22 protein-coding genes are annotated in these 22,072 nt (G+C 63.3%); 13 read left to right on the forward strand and 9 right to left on the reverse strand.

The features are described from left to right. Window positions 1-6 precede the first annotated feature (6 nt). Window positions 7-1,023: an L-arabinose ABC transporter permease AraH gene (araH, locus tag BPHY_RS21230; protein WP_012403513.1), complete on the forward strand. Its 1,017-nt coding sequence runs from the start codon at window positions 7-9 to the stop codon at window positions 1,021-1,023. Window positions 1,024-1,418: 395 nt separating this feature from the next. Next, window positions 1,419-1,718, forward strand: coding sequence for a phospholipase D-like domain-containing protein (locus tag BPHY_RS21235; RefSeq protein WP_041764481.1), 300 nt, complete (start codon window positions 1,419-1,421; stop codon window positions 1,716-1,718). Here BPHY_RS21235 and BPHY_RS21240 read toward each other — a convergent pair. From BPHY_RS21240 to BPHY_RS21275, 8 genes are all read right to left on the reverse strand, one after another. Then, window positions 1,705-2,532, reverse strand: coding sequence for a M55 family metallopeptidase (locus tag BPHY_RS21240; RefSeq protein ID WP_012403514.1), 828 nt, complete (start codon window positions 2,530-2,532; stop codon window positions 1,705-1,707). The genes BPHY_RS21235 and BPHY_RS21240 overlap by 14 nt on opposite strands. Further along, entirely contained in the window at window positions 2,529-3,587 is a 1,059-nt protein-coding gene (locus BPHY_RS21245; protein WP_012403515.1) for a DmpA family aminopeptidase, read from the reverse strand. The genes BPHY_RS21240 and BPHY_RS21245 overlap by 4 nt, the downstream gene beginning before the upstream one ends. Then, window positions 3,584-4,489 carry a glutathione ABC transporter permease GsiD gene (gene gsiD / locus BPHY_RS21250; RefSeq protein WP_012403516.1) on the reverse strand — a complete coding sequence of 302 codons (906 nt, stop codon included), beginning with the start codon at window positions 4,487-4,489 and terminating at the stop codon, window positions 3,584-3,586. The genes BPHY_RS21245 and gsiD overlap by 4 nt, the downstream gene beginning before the upstream one ends. Window positions 4,490-4,496: 7 nt before the next feature. Beyond that, window positions 4,497-5,417 (reverse strand): glutathione ABC transporter permease GsiC, encoded by a 921-nt coding sequence (gsiC, locus tag BPHY_RS21255; RefSeq protein WP_012403517.1) that lies wholly within the window; start codon window positions 5,415-5,417, stop codon window positions 4,497-4,499. A gap of 91 nt (window positions 5,418-5,508) precedes the next feature. Next, window positions 5,509-7,071, reverse strand: coding sequence for a glutathione ABC transporter substrate-binding protein GsiB (gene gsiB / locus BPHY_RS21260; RefSeq protein WP_012403518.1), 1,563 nt, complete (start codon window positions 7,069-7,071; stop codon window positions 5,509-5,511). 103 nt (window positions 7,072-7,174) lie between these two features. Beyond that, window positions 7,175-9,100 carry a dipeptide ABC transporter ATP-binding protein gene (locus BPHY_RS21265; protein ID WP_407671274.1) on the reverse strand — a complete coding sequence of 642 codons (1,926 nt, stop codon included), beginning with the start codon at window positions 9,098-9,100 and terminating at the stop codon, window positions 7,175-7,177. Between the two features lie 24 nt (window positions 9,101-9,124). After that, entirely contained in the window at window positions 9,125-10,147 is a 1,023-nt protein-coding gene (locus BPHY_RS21270; protein ID WP_012403520.1) for an isoaspartyl peptidase/L-asparaginase family protein, read from the reverse strand. Further along, complete coding sequence (locus tag BPHY_RS21275; RefSeq protein WP_012403521.1) at window positions 10,144-11,094, reverse strand: MurR/RpiR family transcriptional regulator; 951 nt, start codon at window positions 11,092-11,094, stop codon at window positions 10,144-10,146. The genes BPHY_RS21270 and BPHY_RS21275 overlap by 4 nt, the downstream gene beginning before the upstream one ends. A gap of 227 nt (window positions 11,095-11,321) precedes the next feature. Between BPHY_RS21275 and BPHY_RS21280 the strand changes: the two genes are divergently transcribed. After that, complete coding sequence (locus tag BPHY_RS21280) at window positions 11,322-12,257, forward strand: IclR family transcriptional regulator (RefSeq protein ID WP_041765232.1); 936 nt, start codon at window positions 11,322-11,324, stop codon at window positions 12,255-12,257. 103 nt (window positions 12,258-12,360) lie between these two features. Here the strand turns inward: BPHY_RS21280 and BPHY_RS21285 are convergent, their stop codons facing one another. Next, window positions 12,361-13,434: a porin gene (locus tag BPHY_RS21285; RefSeq protein WP_012403523.1), complete on the reverse strand. Its 1,074-nt coding sequence runs from the start codon at window positions 13,432-13,434 to the stop codon at window positions 12,361-12,363. A gap of 439 nt (window positions 13,435-13,873) precedes the next feature. Between BPHY_RS21285 and BPHY_RS21290 the strand changes: the two genes are divergently transcribed. From BPHY_RS21290 to BPHY_RS21335, 10 genes are read left to right on the forward strand one after another with little or no spacing between them, the layout of a single operon-like run. Further along, complete coding sequence (locus BPHY_RS21290; protein ID WP_012403524.1) at window positions 13,874-14,191, forward strand: non-heme iron oxygenase ferredoxin subunit; 318 nt, start codon at window positions 13,874-13,876, stop codon at window positions 14,189-14,191. A gap of 1 nt (window position 14,192) precedes the next feature. Continuing rightward, complete coding sequence (locus tag BPHY_RS21295) at window positions 14,193-14,504, forward strand: recombinase-like helix-turn-helix domain-containing protein (RefSeq protein WP_012403525.1); 312 nt, start codon at window positions 14,193-14,195, stop codon at window positions 14,502-14,504. Between the two features lie 43 nt (window positions 14,505-14,547). Then, a complete protein-coding gene (locus BPHY_RS21300; RefSeq protein ID WP_012403526.1) occupies window positions 14,548-15,636 on the forward strand; it encodes an aromatic ring-hydroxylating oxygenase subunit alpha in 1,089 nt (362 codons plus the stop codon). Beyond that, entirely contained in the window at window positions 15,629-16,387 is a 759-nt protein-coding gene (locus BPHY_RS21305; RefSeq protein WP_012403527.1) for an SDR family oxidoreductase, read from the forward strand. The genes BPHY_RS21300 and BPHY_RS21305 overlap by 8 nt, the downstream gene beginning before the upstream one ends. 34 nt (window positions 16,388-16,421) lie before the next feature. Then, window positions 16,422-16,961, forward strand: a complete 540-nt coding sequence (locus tag BPHY_RS21310; protein WP_012403528.1) for a cupin domain-containing protein — start codon at window positions 16,422-16,424, stop codon at window positions 16,959-16,961. A gap of 58 nt (window positions 16,962-17,019) precedes the next feature. After that, window positions 17,020-17,913 carry an alpha/beta fold hydrolase gene (locus BPHY_RS21315; protein WP_244257624.1) on the forward strand — a complete coding sequence of 298 codons (894 nt, stop codon included), beginning with the start codon at window positions 17,020-17,022 and terminating at the stop codon, window positions 17,911-17,913. After that, complete coding sequence (locus BPHY_RS21320; protein ID WP_012403530.1) at window positions 17,910-18,770, forward strand: IclR family transcriptional regulator; 861 nt, start codon at window positions 17,910-17,912, stop codon at window positions 18,768-18,770. The genes BPHY_RS21315 and BPHY_RS21320 overlap by 4 nt, the downstream gene beginning before the upstream one ends. Beyond that, window positions 18,770-19,576: an SDR family oxidoreductase gene (locus tag BPHY_RS21325; protein ID WP_012403531.1), complete on the forward strand. Its 807-nt coding sequence runs from the start codon at window positions 18,770-18,772 to the stop codon at window positions 19,574-19,576. The genes BPHY_RS21320 and BPHY_RS21325 overlap by 1 nt, the downstream gene beginning before the upstream one ends. Next, the gene (locus tag BPHY_RS21330; RefSeq protein ID WP_012403532.1) at window positions 19,569-21,227 is read left to right on the forward strand and encodes a thiamine pyrophosphate-binding protein; all 1,659 of its coding nucleotides are present in this window, start codon (window positions 19,569-19,571) and stop codon (window positions 21,225-21,227) included. Before BPHY_RS21325 ends, BPHY_RS21330 begins: the two co-directional genes overlap by 8 nt. Next, window positions 21,220-22,065, forward strand: coding sequence for an aspartate dehydrogenase (locus BPHY_RS21335; RefSeq protein WP_041764484.1), 846 nt, complete (start codon window positions 21,220-21,222; stop codon window positions 22,063-22,065). The genes BPHY_RS21330 and BPHY_RS21335 overlap by 8 nt, the downstream gene beginning before the upstream one ends. Window positions 22,066-22,072: the final 7 nt, after the last annotated feature.

Raw genomic sequence — 22,072 nt, forward strand, 5'->3', positions numbered from 1 at the left:
AAGACCATGCAAACACCGAGCACACGTCCGGCGACCGAGCCGGCAGTCCAACACGCCGCATCGCCCGGCGCGGCCGCGCGCGCGGCCCGCACGTGGGATCTGATCAACAAGTCGGGCATCGTGATGGTGTTCGTCATCCTGTTCGCGGTGCTGTCATTCGCGGTGCCCGACTTTCTGACGAGCCGCAACATGCAGGGCCTGTTGCTCTCCGTGACGCTGATCGGCTCGATCTCCGTGACGATGATGTTCGTGCTGGCGCTCGGCGAAGTCGATTTGTCGGTGGCGTCGATCGTCGCTTTCGCGGGCGTGGTGGCCTCTACGTTGATCACGGCCACGCATAGCGTGATGCTCGGCGTCGCCGCGGGCGTGCTGGCGGGTGGCGCGGTCGGCCTCGTGAATGGTGTGCTGATCGCGCGCTACAAGATCAATTCGCTGATCGTCACGCTCGCCATGATGGAAGTGGTGCGCGGCCTCGCATTCATCACGTCGAACGGGGACGCGGTGATGATTTCCGAAGAGAGCTTCTTCGATCTGGGCGGCGGCTCGTTCCTCGGCATTTCGTATCCGATCTGGAGCAACATCGTCGGCTTCGTGCTGTTCGGGTTCCTGCTGCGTAAGACCATATTCGGCAAGAACGTGCTCGCAGTAGGCGGGAATAGCGAGGCTGCGTTGCTAGCCGGTCTGCCCGTCACGCGCATCAAGATCACGGTGTTCGTGCTGCAAGGGCTCGTGACGGGTTTCGCGGGCGTGATGCTCGCGTCGCGGATGAGCCTCGGCGATCCGAAGACGTCGGTGGGTCTTGAACTCGGCGTGATTTCGGCGTGCGTGCTGGGCGGCGTGTCGCTGACGGGCGGCGTCGCGACGATTTCCGGCGTGCTGGTCGGCGTGCTCATCATGGGCTCGGTGCAGGACGCGATGAGCCTGCTCAATGTGCCCACGTTCTATCAGTATCTGATTCGCGGCGGTATCCTGCTGCTGGCTGTTCTTTTCGATCAGTTCCGACGGAGCAAGCGGAAGGTTTGAAACAACTAAGCCTGTCCTTCATGGTTTCTCCTCGATAGAGCCGTTGTCGGCTCTATCGATCGGCGAACCCACAGATTAAAAAGAAGCCCGCACGCTGGACTTCATGATTTGCGGGCAGGAAGGGTTTGCTTCGATTGCACAGGCCATTGCAAACGCAAGGGATACGGTCGAACGCGTCTGCTGGGGTTTCGACCCGGCGATGGAACTCGTACGCAGCGGCCATACATGGCCTCGCGGGCAGACCTTCGGAGAGCTGCTGGAGAAGGCGGCGCCGCGCGGAGTGACGGTGCGCCTGCTCGTGTGGCACAACCCGCTGGCAACGGTATTGCGTTGCCTGGTGGAAGCGGCATCTTTCGACGCGGACCGCGGCGGGACCGGACGCGAAGCTGCAACTCGTGCTGCGCACTGCGAGCCAAAGCGATGCATACGCGGGCCTGATGGACGAAGACGACGAGCCGGCCCTGATGGGCGAAGCGGCTGGAATGAGCTTCGCGACCCATCACCAGAAACCGATCCTGATCGACTATGCGCACGACGGCGGCAGCGATGCTGTCGGCGACGTGATGGGGCTGAACTCGGTGACGGACTACTGGGATACGCAACAGCATGAAATCGATGATCCGCTGCGCGAAGAGATGCAGCGTTCTTTTGGGCTGTGGAGAGGCGTTCTCGAAGCGTTTTTCAGCGCAACATAAACGACATCGCCGACAGACAATTCAGCGTGCGCACAGCATGCTCGACCGACGGCACAGAAAATCGCAGCGTGACGCCGTCCACGCGTTCAATCGACGGCATTTGCGCAAACAGATCGGCGAGCGCTGTGGTTTGCACGCGTAGTTCGATCTCGACGGGACGAGGCGTGCCACGTTGCGCCACGACGCCTTGTATTCCCCGTCTCGTGACCACATCCCGCGCCGCTTCGCGAATCGCCGAGCACGCACGCTCGGGCGTGTGCGTCACGCCGCTTCCATAACCGGTGGCCTGCTTCGTGACCACGAACGCCGCGTCGGGAAACTGCGGCTTCGTCTCTTCCGCAAACACATCGTCGCCCGATAGCAGCACGACCCTCGCGCCATATTCGTGTGCCAGCGCGCCATACAAACCTGCTTCACCTACATCGTGCCCGTTCATCGTCACGCGCGTGAACGCGAAGCTGTTGATGGTATGCGCGAGGATGCCCGACGATTGCGCCATCGAGTGATAGCCGATCATGAACACGAGTTGCGGCGCGTATTCGAGTCCCGCCATCATGCCGAGCGTGCGCGGTTTGCCGAGAATCACATTGGCGCGCGCGTCGAGCATATCGGGCAGCAGATTGCGAAAGCCGCCGTGTGAGTCGTTGACCCAGACATCCGTGGCGCCGCCCGCGAACGCGCCTTCGATTGCCGCGTTCGCTTCGAGCGTCATCCAGCGACGGGCGCGTTCGTATTCGCCATTGCCTGCACGCGTCTGCTCGGGACTCACGACACCGGCGACGCCTTCGATGTCGACGGAAATCAATACCTTCATGTTGTGCGTTGCTTCAATAGTCGTTCGAGATCGGGTACGGCGTCGTGTAGCGAAAGTCGTGTGTGTGCATCGCGGCCCGTGACCGTGGCGGCGGACCACAGCGCATCGACGATCGCCTGTTCGACGCTGTCCGCGCAGGCATGAAACAGCGGATCGAGCCGCGCGTCGCTGACTAGCGGCGGCGTGGCGATGAAGTCGTCGTCATGTGGCACGGTCCACGCAGTCGAAAATGCAAGCGCGATATCGCCGCTGCCATGTCCATACACTGAGCCCGTACGCGCGAGACCGGCGGCGGCGCGCATCGACAGACGCTTGAGTTGGCGCGCGTCGAGCGGTGCATCGGTGGCGACGATCATGATGATCGAGCCTTGCTCGGGCTTGGCCTCTGTCGCCCGGCGCCGCTGTGCGAGTTCGCGTCCGATGGGCATGCCGTCAATGGTCAGCATCGGCAGACGGCCGAAGTTCGCAAGCACGAGCGCACCGACCGTCAAATCGCTGCTTGCCACTTTCACGACGCGCGATGCAGAACCAATCCCGCCTTTCAGATCGAAGCACGACATGCCGCGGCCCGCGCCGACCGAGCCTCGTTTGAAGTCAGGAGCGGATGAATCCAAGGCCGCTTCATAGTGTTTGCCTTCAACCGCCAGCGCCTGAATATCGTTCAGGTAGCCGTCGTTGCATTCGAACACGAGCGGATTGACGGTCGGCCATTCCCGTCCGACTTGCGGATTGCTCGCCGTCGCGGCACGGATCTGCGCCTGCGCAACCGCCGCAATGCCAAACGTGTTGGTCAGCGCAATCGGCGTTTCGAGGACGCCGAGTTCTTCCACCTGCACGAGTCCGATGCTCTTGCCGAAACCGTTGATCACGCTTGCCGCGGCAGGCACTTTCCTGAGATACGGATCGTCGCGATGCGGACGGATCACCGTGACGCCCGTCTGTACCGCCCCGTTATCGATCGTGCTATGCCCGACGGTCACACCGGCAACATCCGCGATCGTGCCCAACGCGCCCGCGGGCAACACGCCGATGTGTGGCATCGGAAGGGCGCTCATGGGCGGTCCAGTTTGGGATCGAGTGCGTCGCGCAGACCGTCGCCGAGCAGGTTGAACGCGAGCACCGTCAGGAAGATCGCGAGACTCGGAAACAGCGCGATATGCGGCGCCGTCACCATGTCAGCGCGTGCTTCGTTGAGCATCGCGCCCCACTCGGGCGTCGGCGGCTGCGCGCCGAGGCCGAGGAACGACAGGCTCGCGGCCGTGATGATCGACGTGCCGATACGCATCGTCAGATACACGATTACCGATGAAATCGTGCCCGGCAGAATGTGACGCATGATGATGGTCCAGTCCGATGCGCCGATGCTGCGCGCTGCTTCGATATACGTCAGCTGCTTCAGCATCAGCGTATTGCCGCGCACGAGCCGCGCGAATGCGGGAATGCTGAACACGGCGACAGCCGCGATCACGTTGATCATGCCGTTGCCGAGAATCGCCACGATGCCTATCGCGAGCAGAATGCCGGGGAATGCGAACAGCACGTCGGCCACGCGCATCGTGACGCGATCCCACCAGCCCTCGTAATAGCCCGCGAGCAGACCGAAGAACGTGCCGACGATCGCGCCGATCGCGACGGATACAAAGCCCGCCGCCAGCGAAATGCGCGTACCTGCGACGATGCGGCTGAAGATATCGCGGCCCAGCGAGTCGACGCCGAACCAGTGCGCGGCCGACGGCCCCGCATTCAGCGCGTCGTAGTCGAAATAGTTTTCCGGGTCGTACGGAACGATATGCGGACCCGCGATCGACACGGCGACGAGCAGCAGCACGAACATGCCCGCCGCGAGGGCAACGTGCTGCTTGCGGAACTTGCGCCAGAACTCGCTCCACGGCGTGCGGATCGCGCGTGGCTCGCGAGCGGCCTGGACGGCCTGGGTGTTGTCGGCAGTCGTGCTCATGCGGACCTCACTTGAAACGGATGGTCGGATTGATGACGGCATACAGCACGTCGACGACCAGATTGATGACGATGAATTCGAGCGAGAACAGCAGCACTTCGGCCTGAATCACGGGATAGTCGCGCATCGCGACGGCATCCACCAGCAGGCGTCCCATGCCCGGCCAGTTGAACACCACTTCGACGACGATAGAGCCGCCGAGCAGAAAGCCGAACTGCAAGCCCATCATCGTGACGACGGGGATCATCGCGTTGCGCAAGCAGTGCTTGATGACGACCCACTGTTCGGCGACGCCTTTCGCGCGCGCTGTGCGCACGAAGTCTTCGTTAAGCACCTCGACGAACGACGCACGCGTAAAGCGCGCCATCACCGCGGCGACGGCGGCGCCGAGTGTGATTGACGGCAATACGTAGCTGCGCCACGAACCGTCGCCGACGATGGGCAGCCAGCCCAGTTGCACGGAAAAGATCTCCATCAGCAGCATGCCGAACGCGAACGCGGGAAACGAAATGCCCGACACGGCGAGCGTCATGCCGAGCCGGTCGGGCCATTTGTTGCGCCACACGGCTGACGCGATGCCGATCGCCATGCCGAAGATCACGGCCCACACCATGCTGACGAGCGTGAGCACCAGCGTTGGCATGAAGCGCTCGCCGATCTCCGCGGAGACGGGGCGCTTGCTGCGCGTCGAGACGCCGAAATCGCCATGCGCGATGCGCACGAAGAAGTTCACGAACTGCTGCGGCATCGGTTTGTCGAGCCCGAGATCCGCGCGCACCAGCGCGACGGTTGCATCGTCGGCTTCGGGGCCGGCCGCGAGCCGGGCGGGGTCGCCAGGCAGCATGTGCACGAACAGGAACACGAGGCCGGCGACGATGACGAGCGTCGGCAGCAGGCCCAGTAGACGTTTGACGAGAAAGTTCAGCATGAGTGCGATCCGCTATCGAAATGCAAGTGCGGCATGAAGCGAAGACGCTGGCCCCGACCGATGTGCATCGGGACCAGCGTCGGGCGCGCGATTACTTCAGCGCGATTTCATCGAAGTTGAACGAGCCGTCCGGCGCGACGTACGCACCCGAGAGCCGCTTGCTGCGCGCGTACACGACCTTCTCCTTGACGAGGAAGATCCACGGCGCGTCGGCCCAGATGCGCTTCTGGGCGTCGCCGTAGAGCGCGGCCTTCTGCGTGCGGTCCGTTGTTTCGAGCGCCTTTGTCAGATCGCTGTCGACGCTGTCGTTCTTGTAGTACGCGGTGTTCACGAGCTTCGGCGGGAACGACGTTGACGCGAGCAGCGGCGTGATGCCCCAGTCCGCTTCGCCCGTCGACGACGACCAGCCGATGTAGTACATGCGCACAGGCGCCGTCGCGGGGTCTTGCGCGCTTTCCACCTTCGCGACGCGCTGACCTGCTTCCAGCGCTTCGACGGTCGTCTTCACGCCGACTTGCGCGAGCTGCTGCTGCACGAACTGGATGGCCTTTTGCGCCGTCGAGTTGTTGTACGCGGACCAGAGCGTCGTCTCGAAGCCGTTCGGATAGCCGGCTTCCTTCAGCAGTTCGCGCGCTTTCGCGGGGTCGTACGGCCACGGGCCGAGCTTCGTCGCATAATCGACGCCTTCGGGCAGCACGCCGTCGGCTGGCACCGCGTAACCCGAGAACGCGACCTTCGCGAGCGCTTCCTTGTTGATTGCGTAGTTCAGCGCTTCGCGCACCTTCGGATTGTCGAACGGCTTCTTCGTCGTGTTCAGGCTGACGTAACGGTTGATGATCGACGGCGTGGCGACGATGTCGACCTTCGGGCTCGATTGCAGCGCAGCCGCCTGCTCGAACGGAATGCGGAACGCGAAGTCGGCTTCGCCTGTGCGCATCAACGCGGCGCGCGTGTTGTTGTCGACCACCGGCTTCCAGTCGATCTCGTCGACCTTCGGATAGCCCTTCTTCCAGTAGCCGTCGAACTTCTTCACGGTCAGATCGCCGGCGGGGTCCCACTTCACGAGTTCGAACGGGCCTGTGCCGACGGGATGGAACGCGAGATCCTTGCCGTATTTCTTCATCGCGGCGGGCGAAATCATCACCGCCGACGGATGCGCGAGCACGTTGACGAACGCCGAGAACGGCGCCTTCAGCGTGATCTTCACCGTGTACGGATCGACCACTTCCGTCTTCTCGATGCGGTTGAACATGTTGTAGCGCTTCAGCTTGTTCGCGGGATCCGTCACGCGGTCGAACGTCGCCTTCACGGCGGCGGCGTCGAAGTCGGTGCCGTCCTGGAACTTCACGCCCTGGCGCAGCTTGAGCGTGTAGACGCGTGCATCCGCGCTCGCTTCGTAGCTCGTCGCGAGCACGTTGACGAGCTTCATGTCCTTGTCGAAGCCGAACAGGCCCTGATAGAACGACTTCGACACGGCTTGCGAGAGCGTGTCGTTCGCGTCGTACGGATCGAGCGTCGTGAACGTCGAGTCGACGGCCATCACGGCCGTCTGTGCGGCATGGGCGCCCGCCGACGCGAGCATCGCAAAGACCAGCGCGCCGCTCGTCACGAGGGAACGCAGGCGCAACGGTTGACACAAGAGAGGCATAGTCATCGTTTCAAAACTCCACTGAGCAAGAGAACTGCTTGTTGTCATGCCGCAGGTCTGCGCGGCTTCTGGTGTGTTGCCTGACTGCTCTTCGCTGAACGGCACGCGCTCAATAGGCGCCGCCGATCCGGTGCGCGGCCACGAAGTGATCGGGCCCGACGGCGACGAGCGGCGCGACGACGGGCTCGTCGTCGAGCGCGCGAATCGGACTCGGGAGTTCGTCGGCGGCGAGCATGCGCTTCGCGTGACGGCGCGCGGGATCGGCGACGGGCACCGCGCCCATCAGCTTTTTCGTGTACGGATGTTGCGGCGATTCGAAGACCGCGCGACGCGGCCCGATTTCGACGATCTGCCCGAGATACATCACCGCGACGCGATGACTGATGCGCTCGACGACGGCCATGTCGTGCGAAATGAAGAGATACGCGACGCCGAGTTCACGTTGCAGATCCAGCATCAGATTGACGATCTGCGCCTGCACGGAGACATCGAGCGCCGACACCGACTCGTCTGCGATCACGACTTTCGGATTGAGCGCGAGGGCGCGCGCAATCGCGACGCGTTGACGCTGGCCGCCGGAGAATTCGTGCGGATAGCGGCGCGCGGCATCGGCGGGCAAACCGACCTTGTCGAGCAGCCACTCGACACGCTCGTGCGCTTCCTTGCCGCTCGCGACGTTGTGCACGAGCAGCGGCTCCATGATCGAGAAGCCCACCGTGAGGCGCGGATTGAGCGACGCGAACGGGTCCTGGAAGATGAACTGGATATCACGGCGCAACGCCTGCAACGATGGGCCGCTCAGCGAGCTGATGTCCTTGCCGTCGAACTCGATGCTGCCGCTCTGGCTTTCGACCAGACGCAGCAATGAGCGCCCCGTCGTCGATTTGCCGCAACCGGACTCGCCGACCAGCGCGAGCGTTTCGCCCGCATGCAGATCGAAGCTGACGCGCTCGACGGCGTGCACGCGTCCCGTGAGCTTGCTGAACAGGCCACTGCGCACCGGGAAGCGCGTGACGAGATCGCGTACGCGGAGAATCGGCTGCGCAGCGGCTTGCGTGTTCGTCTGCGTTTGCGCAATGTGTGCTTTGTGCGGCTGCTGCTGTTCACCGTCGAGCGTGAGCAACGAGAACCTGGCGGGCGCATCCGTGCCTTGCATCGAACCGAGTTTCGGCACGGCGGCGAGCAGCGCTGTCGTATAAGGATGCTCAGGTGTCGCGAACACCTTCGACGACTCGCCTTCTTCGACCTTGTCGCCGCGATACAGCACGAGCACACGGTCGGCGACTTCGGCGACGACGCCCATGTCGTGCGTGATGAAGATCACGCCCATGTTCATCTCGTCCTGCAAACCGCGGATCAGTTGCAGGATCTGCGCCTGGATCGTGACGTCGAGCGCGGTGGTCGGTTCGTCGGCGATCAATAGCGACGGCTTGCATGACAGCGCCATCGCAATCATGACGCGCTGACGCATACCGCCCGACAACTGATGCGGATAGCGTGCAGCGACGCGGCGCGCTTCGGGAATGCGCACGAGATCGAGTAGACGCAGCGTTTCCGCATGCGCTTCGCTGCGGCTCTTGTTCTGATGCAGCGAGATCGCTTCGCCGATCTGATCGCCCACCGTGAAGACGGGATTGAGCGAGGTCATCGGCTCCTGAAAGATCATCGCGATGTCCGCGCCGCGAATGGAGCGCATCGTGGCTTGCGACGCCTGCGCGAGATCGAGCACGCTGCCGTTGCGCCGGCGAAACGCGATGCTCCCGCTTGCGATACGTCCGCCGCCATGTTCGACGAGACGCATCAGCGCGAGCGACGTCACCGACTTGCCCGAACCCGATTCGCCGACGATCGCGAGAGTCTCGCCGCGATCGACGGTGAACGACAGGTCGCGCACTGCGTTAAACGTGGTGTCGCCGCGACGGAATGCGACCGTCAGGTGATCGATGTCGACGACACGTTGCGGCGGCAGGTTATCGAGCGGGCGTGGCGGATTCGGCTTGTTCGGCACGGTGATTTCTCTCGGCGTCGGTTGCAGTGGATTGCACGGTCGTGAAGAGCGTTAGCGATAGATCGCCGTAACGGGCGCTTCGCCGACGCGCGCATAGCCGCGGTACATGCCTTCGGTGTTGAACGGCAGGACGACGTTGCCGCGTGCGTCGACGGCGATCAGGCCGCCGCGCCCATCGATGCGCGGCAAGCGGTTCATCACCACATCGTTCGCGGCTTCTTCGAGCGAGGCGCCGCGATACGCCATCTGCGCGGCGACATCGTAGGCGGCGACCATGCGCATGAACATTTCGCCGGAACCGGTGGTGGACACGGCGCAGGTGGCGTTGTCGGCATAGCAGCCTGCGCCGATCAGCGGCGCATCGCCGACGCGCCCGATCTGCTTGTTCGTGACGCCGCCCGTCGAGGTTGCTGCCGCGACATGGCCGTAGAGATCCACAGCAACCGCGCCGACCGTGCCGAACTTCCTGTTCGGGTCGAGGGGCTCGTGTGGCAACGCGTCGTTGCTCGCAGAAGCAGGGGCCTGAGCAGTTGACTGAGCGGTTGACTGAGCGGCGGCCAGCGACGCGCCGTCGTGATCGAGCATCGCGCGCTGCTGTTCACGCGCAAGCTGCCACTGGCGATAGCGTGCGTCGGTGTGGAAGTACGACGGGTCGACGAATTCGAGGCCCTGTTCTTGCGCGAACGCTTCGGCGCCTTCCGCCGTGAACATCACGTGCTCGCTGTATTCGAGAACATGGCGTGCCGCGACGATCGGATTGCGCACGCGCTTCACGCACGACACGGCGCCCGCTTCGAGCGTGCGGCCGTCCATGATCGACGCATCCAGTTCGTGCGTGCCCGCCGACGTGAACACGGCGCCGTGTCCCGCGTTGAACAGCGGGCAGTCTTCGAGCAGCCGGACGGCTTGCGTGACGGCATCGAGCGCGCTGCCGCCGTCGGCGAGCACACGCTGCGCGGCGACGAGCACGGCGCGCAATTCGGCGTGATAGCGGGCTTCCGCATCGGGGGCCATCGACGCGCGCAAGATCGTGCCCGCGCCGCCGTGAATGGCGACTACCGCGTTGGTGGTCATTGCTTTTTCTTTGCCTGGTGAGGAGTGGGCCGCGTGGCGGTCTTCGATTGGGTCTGCAGCGACGCTGTATCAGTGAGCCACGGCAACACGAACTCGGTCATATTGGCGGCCGCCTGGGCCGAACGCTTCGCGCGGAACGCAACGGCGTCGCACAATGCTTCGATCACCGCTAGCACGGTCGCCTCCGATGTCGCAGCGAGACGGCGTTCCGCGCGAATGAAGAGCGAGCGCGTGGCCAGCGCCGCGAGCGGCGACGCCGGGCCGTCCGTCAGCGCGAGTACGTCTGCGCCGAGACTGGCGGCGCGGCGAGCGAGTTCGATGGTGTCGTCGACATAGCGCGGGAACGCGATGGCGATCACGAGATCGCCTTTGCCTGCGTTGAACAGACGGCGCGCCGCATGCGTTGGACCGCCGATCAGCGCGAGCGATTGCACATTGTCGTGATACGGCAGCAGGTTGTGCTCCATCAGGCTGGCGAGAAACGCACTCGCGCCGCTTCCGATGATGAAAACGCGCCGCGCCGCGATGATCGCTTCGACGACGGCTTCGGCCGCGGTGCCGTCGATTGCGCTGCGTGTGGTGCCGAGATTGGTGGCGGCCTGTTCGAGCGATGCGCTGAACAGTTCGTCGCCATTCGTCCGGGACTCCTGTGCGGAACGCAGACGTTCGACGGGCGCAAGCGTCGCTTCGAAGCCGCGTACGAGCGCTTCTCGAAACGCGGGGTAGCCGTCGAAGCCGAGCGCGCGTGCGAAGCGGTTCGCCGTTGCGATGGATGCGCCGACGGCCGTCGCGAGTTCGTCGATGCGCATGGTGGCCGCACGGAACTGGTTGGCCAGCACGAACTCGCCCATGCGCCGATGAACAGGCGTGAGAATCGGCATCGCGGCCGTGATGCGCGCGGCGATGGCGGGTTCGGCGGCGGTGGATTGCGGACGATGGCGGGACATGAATGTCGGAGTGAATCTGTCAGGCGGAATGGCAATGCAAGCGAATTTACATGAAATCGATGGCGTGAAAAAATATTTTCATTGAGATGAGGGTTTGTACGGTGAAAACAACCGGGGGATGGCAATCGTGCAGGTGCGCAGGGCGAGGCGGCCCTGGGGAAGCGCCAGCACTGCCAACCCTTCGCGCTATCATTCCTATCTTCGAGATGAAAACGACACAGCCGGATATGGCAAGAGAAAACACGACAGGAGCGGGACGCCGGATTGCCAGACCGCAGGACGCGCGCGCATCGGCCGACGAGGACAGCGCGCGGGGCACCCAGATCGCCGACACCGCTGAAGAAGAATCGGGCGGCAGCTCGACCTATCTCGTCCCCGGCCTCGAGCGCGGCTTGCGCATTCTTTCCGAGTTTTCGGCGCGTGAGCCCGTACTCGGCGCGCCCGAATTGTCGAAGCGCATCGGCATTCCGCGCACGACAACCTTCCGCCTGCTGCAAACACTCGAAGCGCTCGGCTTTCTCGAACGCGCGAACGGCGACCGCCACTTTCGACTCGGCGTCGCCGTGTTGCGCCTCGGCTTCGAGTATCTGAGTTCGCTCGAACTGACCGACTTCGGCACGCCGATCCTCGAACGATTGCGCGACCAGTTGGGCTTGAGCACGCATCTGCTGATCCGCGACGAGCGCGATGTCGTGTTCGTTGCCAAGGCGCAAACGCACGATCCGATGTTCAGTTCGGTGAAGGTGCACGTCGGCACGCGGCTGCCCGCGCATGCGACCGTGCATGGCCAGGTGCTGATGGGCGATCTCTCGCTGATGCAGTTGCGCCAGCTTTATCCCGAGACGCAACTCGAACGATTCACCGATCGCACGCCCGCGACGGTCGACGAACTATATGAACGGATCCGCGAAACGGCTGCTCAGGGTTATGCCGTCAGCGAGGCGTCGTTCGAACGCGGCATTTCGGTGGTGAGTGCGCCCGTGCGGGATCAGACGGGAAAGATCGTGGCGGCGATGACAGCGACGGTGCCGCGTTCCGATATCGGCGATGACGAGCGCGGGCCCCTCGTCGCCAAGGTGTGCGGCGCGGCGCTGGATCTGTCTGCGCGTCTGAACTACCGGCCTTCGGCGGACGATCCGACGCTCGTGCAGTCGCGTCAGTAAGTAGTCTGCACGCGTGCAAAGCGAAAACAGGCGGCGTTCGAGCCGCCCGTTCGCTTCAACCTGCGTGTGATGCCTGAATGAACCTCGAGCGTTCGCTCACAGGTTAGAACGAGTGGTGAATGCCAGTCAGCACGATCGCCTGATTGCGCCCGCTCGACACACCTGCCGTGAAGAATGCGGCGTGCGCATCTTCGTTTGCGTGTTCGTAGAGCACGTTCACGTACACCTGCGTGCGTTTCGACAACGCATAGATGTCGCCGATCTCGAACTGCGTCCAGCGGCGTCCGGCAAGCGTCGTCGTCGCGGCGCCGCCCGCGAGCGTGTTGGCCGGCGTGAACTGGTAGTTCGCGCCCGCATCCCAGCTCTGATAGGTGTCCGAAAAGCCGTTCGATTGCAGCTTCACACGCGTGTACAGCCCGTGCACGAGCAGGTTGCCGAACTGATACGACAGGCCAGCGCCCATGTTCTCGACCTTGTCGGCGGAATACGTCGAGGCCGGGATGTTCTGGAACGTGTTGATGCCCGTCGTGATGATGGAAGGCGTGCGGTTGTGCTCGTTCGAGTACACCGCGGCAGCCTTGAACGGGCCGTTTGCGTAGTTCACGCCGAAGCTCAGCGTCTTGCCCGTCGAGAAGTTCGTCGTGTTGCCGAGGCCCATCATCGCGCCGACGGTGAAGCCCGCATACGAAATCGACTTGTACTTCACCGAGTTGTCGAACGGCACGACGCCCGTGTCCGCCAGCTCGTCGATGTTGCCCGGGTGGAACGCAAACCAGCTGGCGGCGAGATACGCGGTGCTGAGCGGGCCGAGCATATCGAAGTTGAACGGCGTCTGATGGCCTAGCGTGATCTGCCCGAACTGATCGGAACTGATGCCGACGTACGCCTGGCGGTTGAATAGCGTACCCGCCTTCGCGAAGTTGCCGGTGTTCGTATAGAAGCCGTTTTCCAGCTGGAAGATCGCGTGCAGACCGCCGCCCAGGTCTTCGACGCCGCGCAGGCCCCAGCGGTCCGGCTGCATGTTGCCCTGCTCTTCCATCCACTTCGAATGACCGCCGACGTTGCTCACGTACGCAATGCCTGCGTCCAGACTGCCGTACAGCGTGACGCTGCTTTGCGCCCATGACGTCGATGTCACCATAAGTCCTGCCACGCCGGCAGCAATGATGCGTTTCACCCTTGGTACTCCTGATCGTGTGGTCGATTGCCGGACATGCCGGTGGTCGTCCGGTTGCCTGTCATTTCTTTGGATGGCCTTTTCGTCGCCTGCATGGAGGCTATCCGCTCGATGTTCCACCTATGGGCATATGTATCGCCTATGGAAAGTATAGAGAGTCAGCTCGGCGAACAAAAAGATTTTTGCGGCGGTGAAAACCCTCATTCACCTGACCGCGCCGCGTGCCGTATGCGCGCGCTCCTTATGCGCAGCCATCCTTGTTTTGGCCCGCTTTAAGCGGGTCCGTACGTTGCGAAAGTGCGCCGATCAGTGTTTTCCCTGGAGGCGCCGGATTTTTATTTTGTCCTGCCAAACCGGCTCCTATAATGACCATACATAAACTGACGTTCCGTATATGGAACGACAAACAGTCGGGACAGTTGGTCGGAGAAGGTGAGATATGAGTGATCAGTGGCTTTGCGCCGGACATGCCGGTGCACTTTCGGAAGACTCGCCCGTCGAGTTCAAGCTCGACGACGGCAAGGAGATCGGCATCTACAAGGTGGGCGATGAGCTCTATGCGCTCGAGAACGTCTGCCCGCATGCATATGCGTTGCTGACGCAAGGCTTCATCGACGGCGACACGGTTGAATGTCCGCTGCACGAAGCCGTTTTCCATATCCCAACGGGGAAATGCATGAAAGAGCCGGGCGGCCGCGACCTCAAGACGTACGCCGTGCGCCTCGCGGGTGAAGAAATCCAGATCAAGGTGGAATGACATGAAAGAAGTCGTGGTGAACTTCAATCCCTTTCTGAAGCCGTGGCTCGCGCCGCAGCCGAACAACGTCGCGGGCAAGGGCGTGATCGAGAAGCCGGGCGAAACCGACAACATGATCTGGCAGACGCGCAAGGCGGAGCCGACGCAGTACGAGAACGACTTCGGCGATGCGCTGGAGAAGGTGTTCGAAGCGGGTGCGGCCGAACTGAACGAAGTGGTGGCAGGGCTGAACGGCATCGGCTTCCGCACGCCGGAAGGCGCGCAGTGGAGTGAAGAGCGTCTCGCGGCGGAACTGCGACTGCTCGCCGAATAAGCGTCCCGCGCACCCACGACCCAAGCGAACCCGGAGTTTCCCCATGACGTCCCTCAATACAGCGAGCCCCGCAGTCGATCCCGTTCAGGCTTATCTCGAACGGGGCATCAAGAATTACTGGTATCCCGTTGCGCCCAGCTGGCAGGTGAGCAACGCGCCCATCGGCCTGACGCGTCTGAGCGAGCAGATCGTGCTGTGGCGCGATCAGGAAGGCAAAGTCCACGCGCTCGAAGATCGCTGCCCGCATCGCGGCGCGCGTCTGTCGCTTGGCTGGAACCTCGGCAATCGCGTCGCGTGCTGGTATCACGGCATCGAAGTCGACGGCTCGGGCACCGTACGGAGCGTCCCGGCCGTATCGGCGTGCCCGCTCGAAGGCCAGAAGTGCGTGAAGTCGTATCCCGTCGAAGAACACGCGGGCGCGATCTTCCTGTGGTTTGGCGACGACGCGCACAGAGAGCCGACCCCACTCGTGTTGCCCGATGAACTCGTTGCGGCGGAATACTCGCAATTCCTGTGCGTATCGAACTGGAAGTGCAACTATCAGTACGCGATCGACAATGTGATGGACCCGATGCACGGCGCGTATCTGCACGCAACGTCGCATTCGATGGCCGAAGGCGACAAGCAGGCCGACATGCGCGTGCGCAAAACCGAGACCGGCCTCGTGTTCGAAAAGGTCGGTCAGCGCGACGTGAATTTCGACTGGGTCGAACTCGGCGAAACGGGCTGCCTATGGATGCGTCTCGCCATTCCGTACAAGAAGAAGTTCGGTCCTGGCGGCAACTTCGGCATCATCGGTTTCGCTGTACCCGTCGACAACGACAACTGCCAGGTCTACTTCTGGCGCACGCGCAAGGTGAGCGGCTGGCAGCGCGATGCATGGCGCTTTCTGTATCGCAACCGTCTCGAAGGGCTGCACTGGGCGGTGCTCGAGCAAGACCGCTATGTGCTCGAAAGCCTTGCGCCGAATGCGCGCGAACACGAATTCCTCTATCAGCACGACGTCGGTATGACGCGCGTGCGCCGCATGCTGCGTCAACGCGCGCAACAGCATTTCGCCGATCTCGAAGCGTTCAGCGCGAAGCAGGCGGAAGCCGGTGCGCAAGCATCGACGGGGCACGCTCATGCGTGAGCTCACGGTCTCCGGCTTGAGCGGACGACGCGTCGTCGTAACGGGCGGCGCGCGCGGGCTCGGTGCCTCGTTCATCGAAGCGCTCGCCAACGCGCAGGCGCAAGTCGTATTTGGCGACGTCCTCGAAGACGAAGGCCGTGCGCTCGCGGAGAAGCTTGGCGCGACCGTTCACTTCGCTCCCCTCGATCTCGCGAGTCCCGAGAGCATCGACGCGTTCGTCGCGCAAGCCGCGCACACGATGAGCGGCATCGACGCGCTGATCAACAACGCCGCGATCACGAATTCGGGCGGACGCTACGCGCAAGAGTTGACCACTCAGACGTGGGACGCCGTGATGAACGTCAACGTGCGCGGCACCTGGCTGATGTGTACGGCAGCGTTGCCGCATCTGCGCGATTCGAAGCGCGGCGCGATCGTCAACATCGCTTCCGATACGGCGATGTGGGGCGCGCCGAAGCTGCTCGCGTATGTGGCGAGCAAGGGCGCCGTGATTTCGATGACGCGCTCGCTGGCGCGCGAATTCGGTGCGTATGGCATCACAGTGAACGCAATTGCGCCGGGCCTCACCGAAGTCGAAGCGACAGCCTACGTGCCCGCCGAACGCCACGAGTACTACCTGAAAGGCCGTGCGTTGACACGCGCTCAAGTGCCCGACGACGTGACGGGCCCGGTGCTTTTCCTGCTGACGGATGCCGCCCGCTTCGTGACGGGCCAGTTGCTGCCCGTGAACGGCGGCTTCGTGATGAATTGACCTTGCTCATCGAGCAAACCACATGGAGAAAACAATGGCCGACGCCGATCTCGAACGCAAATCGTGGGCACAGCCCGCGGAAGCAAGCTTCGAACAATGGATGGACTCGCGTGTCGCGCGCTTCGAAACGCGCCGCTATGACTGGGACGCACTGAAGTTCCAGGCCGACTACGACCCGAAGTATCGCCGCGCGCAAATGCGCTACGTCGGCACGGGCGGCACGGGTGTCGCGAAAGACATGAACACGGTGCCCGCAGGCGGCTTCACGTTTTCGACGATGGTGATTCCTGCGGGCAACGTCGGCCCGAGCCACATTCATACCGACGTCGAAGAAATTTTCTTCGTGCTGCGCGGCAAGATGAAAGTGATCTGCGAACGTGACGGCGAAACGTGGGAAGCCGTGCTCGGCGAGCGCGATCTGATCTCCGTTCCGCCGGGTGTGTATCGCACGGAGATCAACATAGGTGAAGAAGATGCGCTGATGTGCGTGATGCTCGGCTCGCCGAAGCCGATCACGCCGACCTATCCGCCCGATTCGCCGCTCGCGAAGATCAAGCGCGATCTCGCCAGGTAATAAGCAACGCTGTTTTTGCAAAGCTGTCATTCACGACGTCACGCACATGCCCGCTTCCATGTCCTTTACCGAAGATCGCGAAGATCGAAACGCCACGCTGGAGACGCGCCTCTCGCACTTCCCGGCACAGCGGATCGAGATTGCGCCGCAACGGGCAATCGGTTATCGCGAAGCGGGTCGTGCGAACCTTGACGGCACGTTGCCGCTCGTGCTGCTGCACGGCATCGGCTCGGGCGCGGCTTCGTGGGTGCAACAGCTGGAAGCGCTCGGCACGACGCGCAGTGTGTTCGCGTGGGATGCGCCGGGCTATGGCGAATCGACTTGTGTCTCATCGCCTTCGCCACAGGCGGATGAGTACGCACGCGCGCTGCGCGAATGGCTCGACGCGCTCCACATCGAACGTTGCGTGCTGCTCGGGCATTCGCTTGGCGCAATCGTCGCGGGTTCGTTTGCGGCGTCGCATGGAAACCGCATTGCCGGGCTGTTGCTGCTGTCGCCCGCTGCAGGCTACGGCGCGGCGTCCGAAGAGGTGCGCGCATCGAAACGCGACAGCCGCCTCGCGATGCTTGCCGAACTCGGTCCACAAGGACTCGCCGATCGACGCAGCGCCAACATGTTGTCGCGGCATGCGCACGAAGCGTCGCGCGAATGGGTGCGCTGGAACATGATGCGCATCGTTCCACACGGTTACGCGCAGGCGACGCATCTGCTCGCCAACGCGGACCTCGCGACCGATGTTGCGAAGTTCGACGGACGCATCGCCGTCGCGGTCGGCGCAGAAGACACGATCACGCCGCCTGCTTCATGCGAGCGCATCGCGCAAGCCGCGCGCACGCGCCTGCAGATCATTCCGTGCGCGGGCCACGCGGGCTATATCGAAAGAGGCGCCGCCTACACCGCGCTCATCGAAGCCTTCTGCCGCATGAGCGACGGCCAACGGAGTAAAGCATGACCCCCGAACTGACGGGCACTGCACCTGATGCAGAAGAGGACCGCAGCGACGCAAACTATCGCGTGCCCGGTCTCGAACGCGGCCTGCGCATTCTCACGGAATTTTCGCCGCGCGAGCCGGTGCTCGGCGCGCCCGAATTGTCGAAGCGTCTCGGCATTCCGCGCACGACTGTGTTCCGTCTGCTGCAGACGCTCGAATCGCTCGGCTTTCTGGAGCGGGCGGATCGAGATCGCAACTATCGCCTGGGCGTCGCTGTGCTGCGCCTCGGCTTCGAATACCTGAGTTCGCTCGAACTCACCGACCTCGGCTTGCCGCTGATCGAAGCATTGCGCGATGCGACGGGCTTGACGACGCACATCGTGATCCGCGACGGACGCGACGTGGTGTTCGTCGCGAAGGCGCAAAGCCATGCACCCGTGTTCAGTTCGGTGAAGGTGAATGTCGGCACGCGGCTGCCTGCGCATGCAACGACGCACGGTCATGTGCTGATGGGCGATCTGTCGCTCGACGAGTTGCGCGCGCTGTATCCGGAGCAGACGCTGGAACGCTTCACGAAGCACACGCCCGAAACCGTCGAAGCGCTGTATGAACGCGTGAAGGACGATGCTGTGCGCGGTTTCGCAATCAGCGAATCGTCCTTCGAAAACGGCATTTCCGTGATTTCCGCGCCCGTGCGCAACGACACGGGCCGCATCGCCGCCGTCATCACGACGACCATTCCGCGCGGGCACATCGATGCATCGCTGCTCGACAGCGGCCTGATCGACAAGGTGCGCAACGCGGCCGAGCAACTGTCGCTGCGGCTCAATTACCGGCCGTCGGCGCAAAGCAGATACATGAAGGCATTGGGGCTCTGATGATCCATATCGATTTGACAGGACAGGTTGCAGTGGTGACGGGCGGTTCGTCCGGCATCGGCCTCGCGACCGCCGAACTCTTCCTGCGCGCACGCGCATCGGTGGCGATCTGCGGACGCGACACCGATCGTCTCGCAAGCGCCGAAGCGTCGCTGCGCAAGCAGTTTCCCCGCGCGCAGCTGCTCGCCGTGCGTTGCGACGTGCTCGACCCAGATGCTGTCGCAGCTTTCGCGAACGACGTGCAGCAACGTTTCGGCCGCACCGACATGCTCGTGAACAACGCAGGCCAAGGCCGCGTGTCCACCTTCGCGGATACGACCGACGAAGCCTGGCGGGAAGAACTCGATCTGAAGTACTTCAGCGTGATCCGTCCGACGCGCGCATTTCTGCCGATGCTCACGCAAGCCGCGCAGCATGGGAACGGTTCGATCGTCTGCGTGAATTCGCTGCTCGCATTGCAGCCCGAGCCGCACATGGTCGCGACCTCGTCGGCGCGCGCCGGTGTGCAGAACCTGATCAAGTCGCTGGCCATCGAACTCGCGCCGCAACGCATTCGCGTGAACTCGATCCTGATCGGCATTGTCGAGTCGGGTCAGTGGCGCCGCCGCTATCAGACGCAGGCACAGCCCGGTCAAAGCTGGGAAGACTGGACGGGCGAACTCGCGCGCATGAAGAACATCCCGCTCGGCCGCTTCGGCCGCCCCGAAGAAGCCGCACAAGCGCTCTTTTATCTCGCTACACCCCTGTCGTCGTACACGACGGGAAGCCATATCGATGTTTCCGGAGGCGTTGCACGTCATGTCTAACAAAACCACCGTCGGCGAACTGATCGCCGCTTTCCTCGAACAGTGCGGCGTCAAGACTGCATTCGGCGTGATCTCGATTCACAACATGCCGATCCTCGACGCGATCAACACGCGCGGCAACATTCGCTATGTCGGCGCGCGCGGCGAAGCGGGCGCGCTGAACATGGCGGATGGACTTGCGCGCGTGTCGGGCGGCCTCGGGGTCGCGTTCACGAGCACGGGCACGGCTGCCGGCAATGCAGCGGGCGCAATGGTCGAAGCGCTGACGGCAGGCACGGCACTCGTGCATATCACCGGCCAGATCGAAACCACGTATCTCGACCAGGACCTCGCGTACATCCACGAAGCACCGGATCAATTGACGATGCTCTCGTCGATTTCGAAGGCCGCCTACCGCGTGCGTTCTGTCGAGACCGCGCTCGCCACGGTGCGCGAGGCCGTGCGCGTTGCGCAGACGGCGCCGAGCGGTCCCGTCAGCGTCGAAATTCCGATCGACATTCAGGCTGCGGAAACCGAATGGCCCGCCGACATGAGCGCGCCTCACATCAACACGCTCACGCACGACACGAAGCGCGTCGAACATCTCGCCGACGAACTTGCGAAGGCCAGGCGTCCGCTGCTGTGGCTCGGTGGCGGCACGCGTCATGCACGCGCGCAGGTCGAGCGTCTGGTGAAGCTCGGCTTCGGTGTCGTGACGAGCGTCCAGGGCCGCGGCGTGCTGCCGGAAGATCATCCCGCGACGCTCGGCGCATTCAACGTGCAGCCGGCCGTCGAGAAGTTCTACAAGACCTGCGATGCGCTGCTCGTGGTCGGCTCGCGTCTGCGCGGCAACGAGACGCTCAAGTACAAGCTTGCGCTGCCGCAGCCGCTGTTCCGGGTCGATGCCGACGCGCTGGCCGACAATCGCGGCTATCGCAACGACCTCTTCGTACATGGCGATGCAGTCTCCGTGCTCGATCAGCTCGCGACGCTGCTCGAAGGCCGCGTGAAGATCGACCCGGCATTCGCAGACGATCTCGCCGGCACGCGTGAAGTCGCCGTCGCGGAAACGGGCAAGGGGCTCGGACCGTACAAACGCCTCGTCGACGTGCTGCAACACGCCGTGGGCCGCGACTACAACTGGGTGCGCGACGTGACGATCTCGAACAGCACGTGGGGCAACCGCATGCTGAAGATCTTCCAGCCGCGTGCGGGCGTCCATGCACTTGGCGGTGGCATCGGCCAGGGCATCCAGATGGCGATCGGCGCGGCGCTCGCGGATGCGGCGGCGAAGACGGTCTGTCTGGTCGGCGACGGCGGCCTGATGGTCAATGTCGGCGAACTGGTGACGGCCGTGCAGGAAAACGCGAACGTGATGATCGTGCTGATGAACGATCAATGCTACGGCGTGATCCGCAATATTCAGGACGCGCACTACGGCGGCCGCCGCTGCTACGTGCAGTTGCATCAACCGGATTTCGCGCAGTTCTGTGCGAGCTTCGGCCTCAAGCACTATCGCATCTCGTCGCTCGATGAGGCCGATGAGATCGTTCGCGAAGGTATGTCGAAGACGGGGCCTGTGATGGTCGAAGTCGACATGCTGTCGGTGGGACAGTTTGCAACGGCGTTTGCGGGCCCGCCGGTGCGCAAGCAGGAGCCGGAACATGCATAACGCAGCGCATGCCGCGAACGGAGCAGCGATGAATCATGTGCCCATCGACATCGCGATGATCGGCTTCGGCGCGATCGGTCAAACCGTGTATCGCGCTGTCGCCGCCGACCCGCAAGTGCATGTGTCGCATGTGATCGTGCCCGAGCATCAGGCCGATGCCGTGCGCGAGCAGGTCGGCCCGAACGTGGATGTCGTGTGGTCCGTCGATGCGTTGAAGTCGCGTCCGCAGTTCGCGCTCGAATGCGCGGGACACGGCGCGCTCGTCAGTCACGTCGTGCCGCTGCTGAAGGCGGGAACGGATTGCGCGGTGGCGTCGATCGGCGCGCTGTCGGATCTCACGCTGCTCGAAGCCTTGCACGCCGCCGCCGATGAAGGCCACGCAACCGTTACCCTGCTGTCGGGCGCGATCGGCGGCATCGATGCGCTCGCCGCCGCGAAGCTCGGCGGTCTCGACGAAGTGCAATACATCGGACGCAAGCCGCCGACAGGTTGGCTCGGCACGCCCGCCGAACAGATCTGCGATCTTCGGACGCTGACGCAAGCGCGTGTGATCTTCGAAGGCAGTGCGCGTGAAGCGGCGCGTCTCTATCCGAAGAACGCAAACGTTGCTGCGACGGTTGCGCTCGCGGGCCTCGGCCTCGATCAGACGACGGTGCGTCTGATCGCCGATCCCGCCGTGACGCGCAACGTGCATCGCATCGTCGCGCGCGGCGCATTCGGCGAGATGTCGCTCGAAATGAGCGGCAAGCCGCTGCCCGACAACCCGAAGACCTCTGCATTGACCGCGTTCAGCGCGATCCGTGCGTTGCGCAATCGCGCGGCCCGCTGCGTGATCTAAGGAAGTA

This window comes from Paraburkholderia phymatum STM815, assembly GCF_000020045.1.
In the GTDB taxonomy this organism is placed as follows: Bacteria; Pseudomonadota; Gammaproteobacteria; order Burkholderiales; family Burkholderiaceae; genus Paraburkholderia; species Paraburkholderia phymatum.

Excerpts from the sequence above, each read along its gene's own strand:
- BPHY_RS21300 (WP_012403526.1), top strand. The coding sequence starts at position 14,548 with ATGACGTCCCTCAATACAGCGAGCCCCGCAGTCGATCCCGTTCAGGCT.
- BPHY_RS21240 (WP_012403514.1), bottom strand. The coding sequence starts at position 2,532 with ATGAAGGTATTGATTTCCGTCGACATCGAAGGCGTCGCCGGTGTCGTG.
- BPHY_RS21280 (WP_041765232.1), top strand. The coding sequence starts at position 11,322 with ATGGCAAGAGAAAACACGACAGGAGCGGGACGCCGGATTGCCAGACCG.
- BPHY_RS21325 (WP_012403531.1), top strand. The coding sequence starts at position 18,770 with ATGATCCATATCGATTTGACAGGACAGGTTGCAGTGGTGACGGGCGGT.
- BPHY_RS21310 (WP_012403528.1), top strand. The coding sequence starts at position 16,422 with ATGGCCGACGCCGATCTCGAACGCAAATCGTGGGCACAGCCCGCGGAA.
- BPHY_RS21305 (WP_012403527.1), top strand. The coding sequence starts at position 15,629 with ATGCGTGAGCTCACGGTCTCCGGCTTGAGCGGACGACGCGTCGTCGTA.
- BPHY_RS21335 (WP_041764484.1), top strand. The coding sequence starts at position 21,220 with ATGCATAACGCAGCGCATGCCGCGAACGGAGCAGCGATGAATCATGTG.
- gsiC (WP_012403517.1), bottom strand. The coding sequence starts at position 5,417 with ATGCTGAACTTTCTCGTCAAACGTCTACTGGGCCTGCTGCCGACGCTC.
- BPHY_RS21315 (WP_244257624.1), top strand. The coding sequence starts at position 17,020 with ATGTCCTTTACCGAAGATCGCGAAGATCGAAACGCCACGCTGGAGACG.
- araH (WP_012403513.1), top strand. The coding sequence starts at position 7 with ATGCAAACACCGAGCACACGTCCGGCGACCGAGCCGGCAGTCCAACAC.
- BPHY_RS21320 (WP_012403530.1), top strand. The coding sequence starts at position 17,910 with ATGACCCCCGAACTGACGGGCACTGCACCTGATGCAGAAGAGGACCGC.
- BPHY_RS21275 (WP_012403521.1), bottom strand. The coding sequence starts at position 11,094 with ATGTCCCGCCATCGTCCGCAATCCACCGCCGCCGAACCCGCCATCGCC.
- BPHY_RS21245 (WP_012403515.1), bottom strand. The coding sequence starts at position 3,587 with ATGAGCGCCCTTCCGATGCCACACATCGGCGTGTTGCCCGCGGGCGCG.
- gsiD (WP_012403516.1), bottom strand. The coding sequence starts at position 4,489 with ATGAGCACGACTGCCGACAACACCCAGGCCGTCCAGGCCGCTCGCGAG.
- BPHY_RS21295 (WP_012403525.1), top strand. The coding sequence starts at position 14,193 with ATGAAAGAAGTCGTGGTGAACTTCAATCCCTTTCTGAAGCCGTGGCTC.
- BPHY_RS21330 (WP_012403532.1), top strand. The coding sequence starts at position 19,569 with ATGTCTAACAAAACCACCGTCGGCGAACTGATCGCCGCTTTCCTCGAA.
- gsiB (WP_012403518.1), bottom strand. The coding sequence starts at position 7,071 with ATGACTATGCCTCTCTTGTGTCAACCGTTGCGCCTGCGTTCCCTCGTG.
- BPHY_RS21290 (WP_012403524.1), top strand. The coding sequence starts at position 13,874 with ATGAGTGATCAGTGGCTTTGCGCCGGACATGCCGGTGCACTTTCGGAA.
- BPHY_RS21270 (WP_012403520.1), bottom strand. The coding sequence starts at position 10,147 with ATGACCACCAACGCGGTAGTCGCCATTCACGGCGGCGCGGGCACGATC.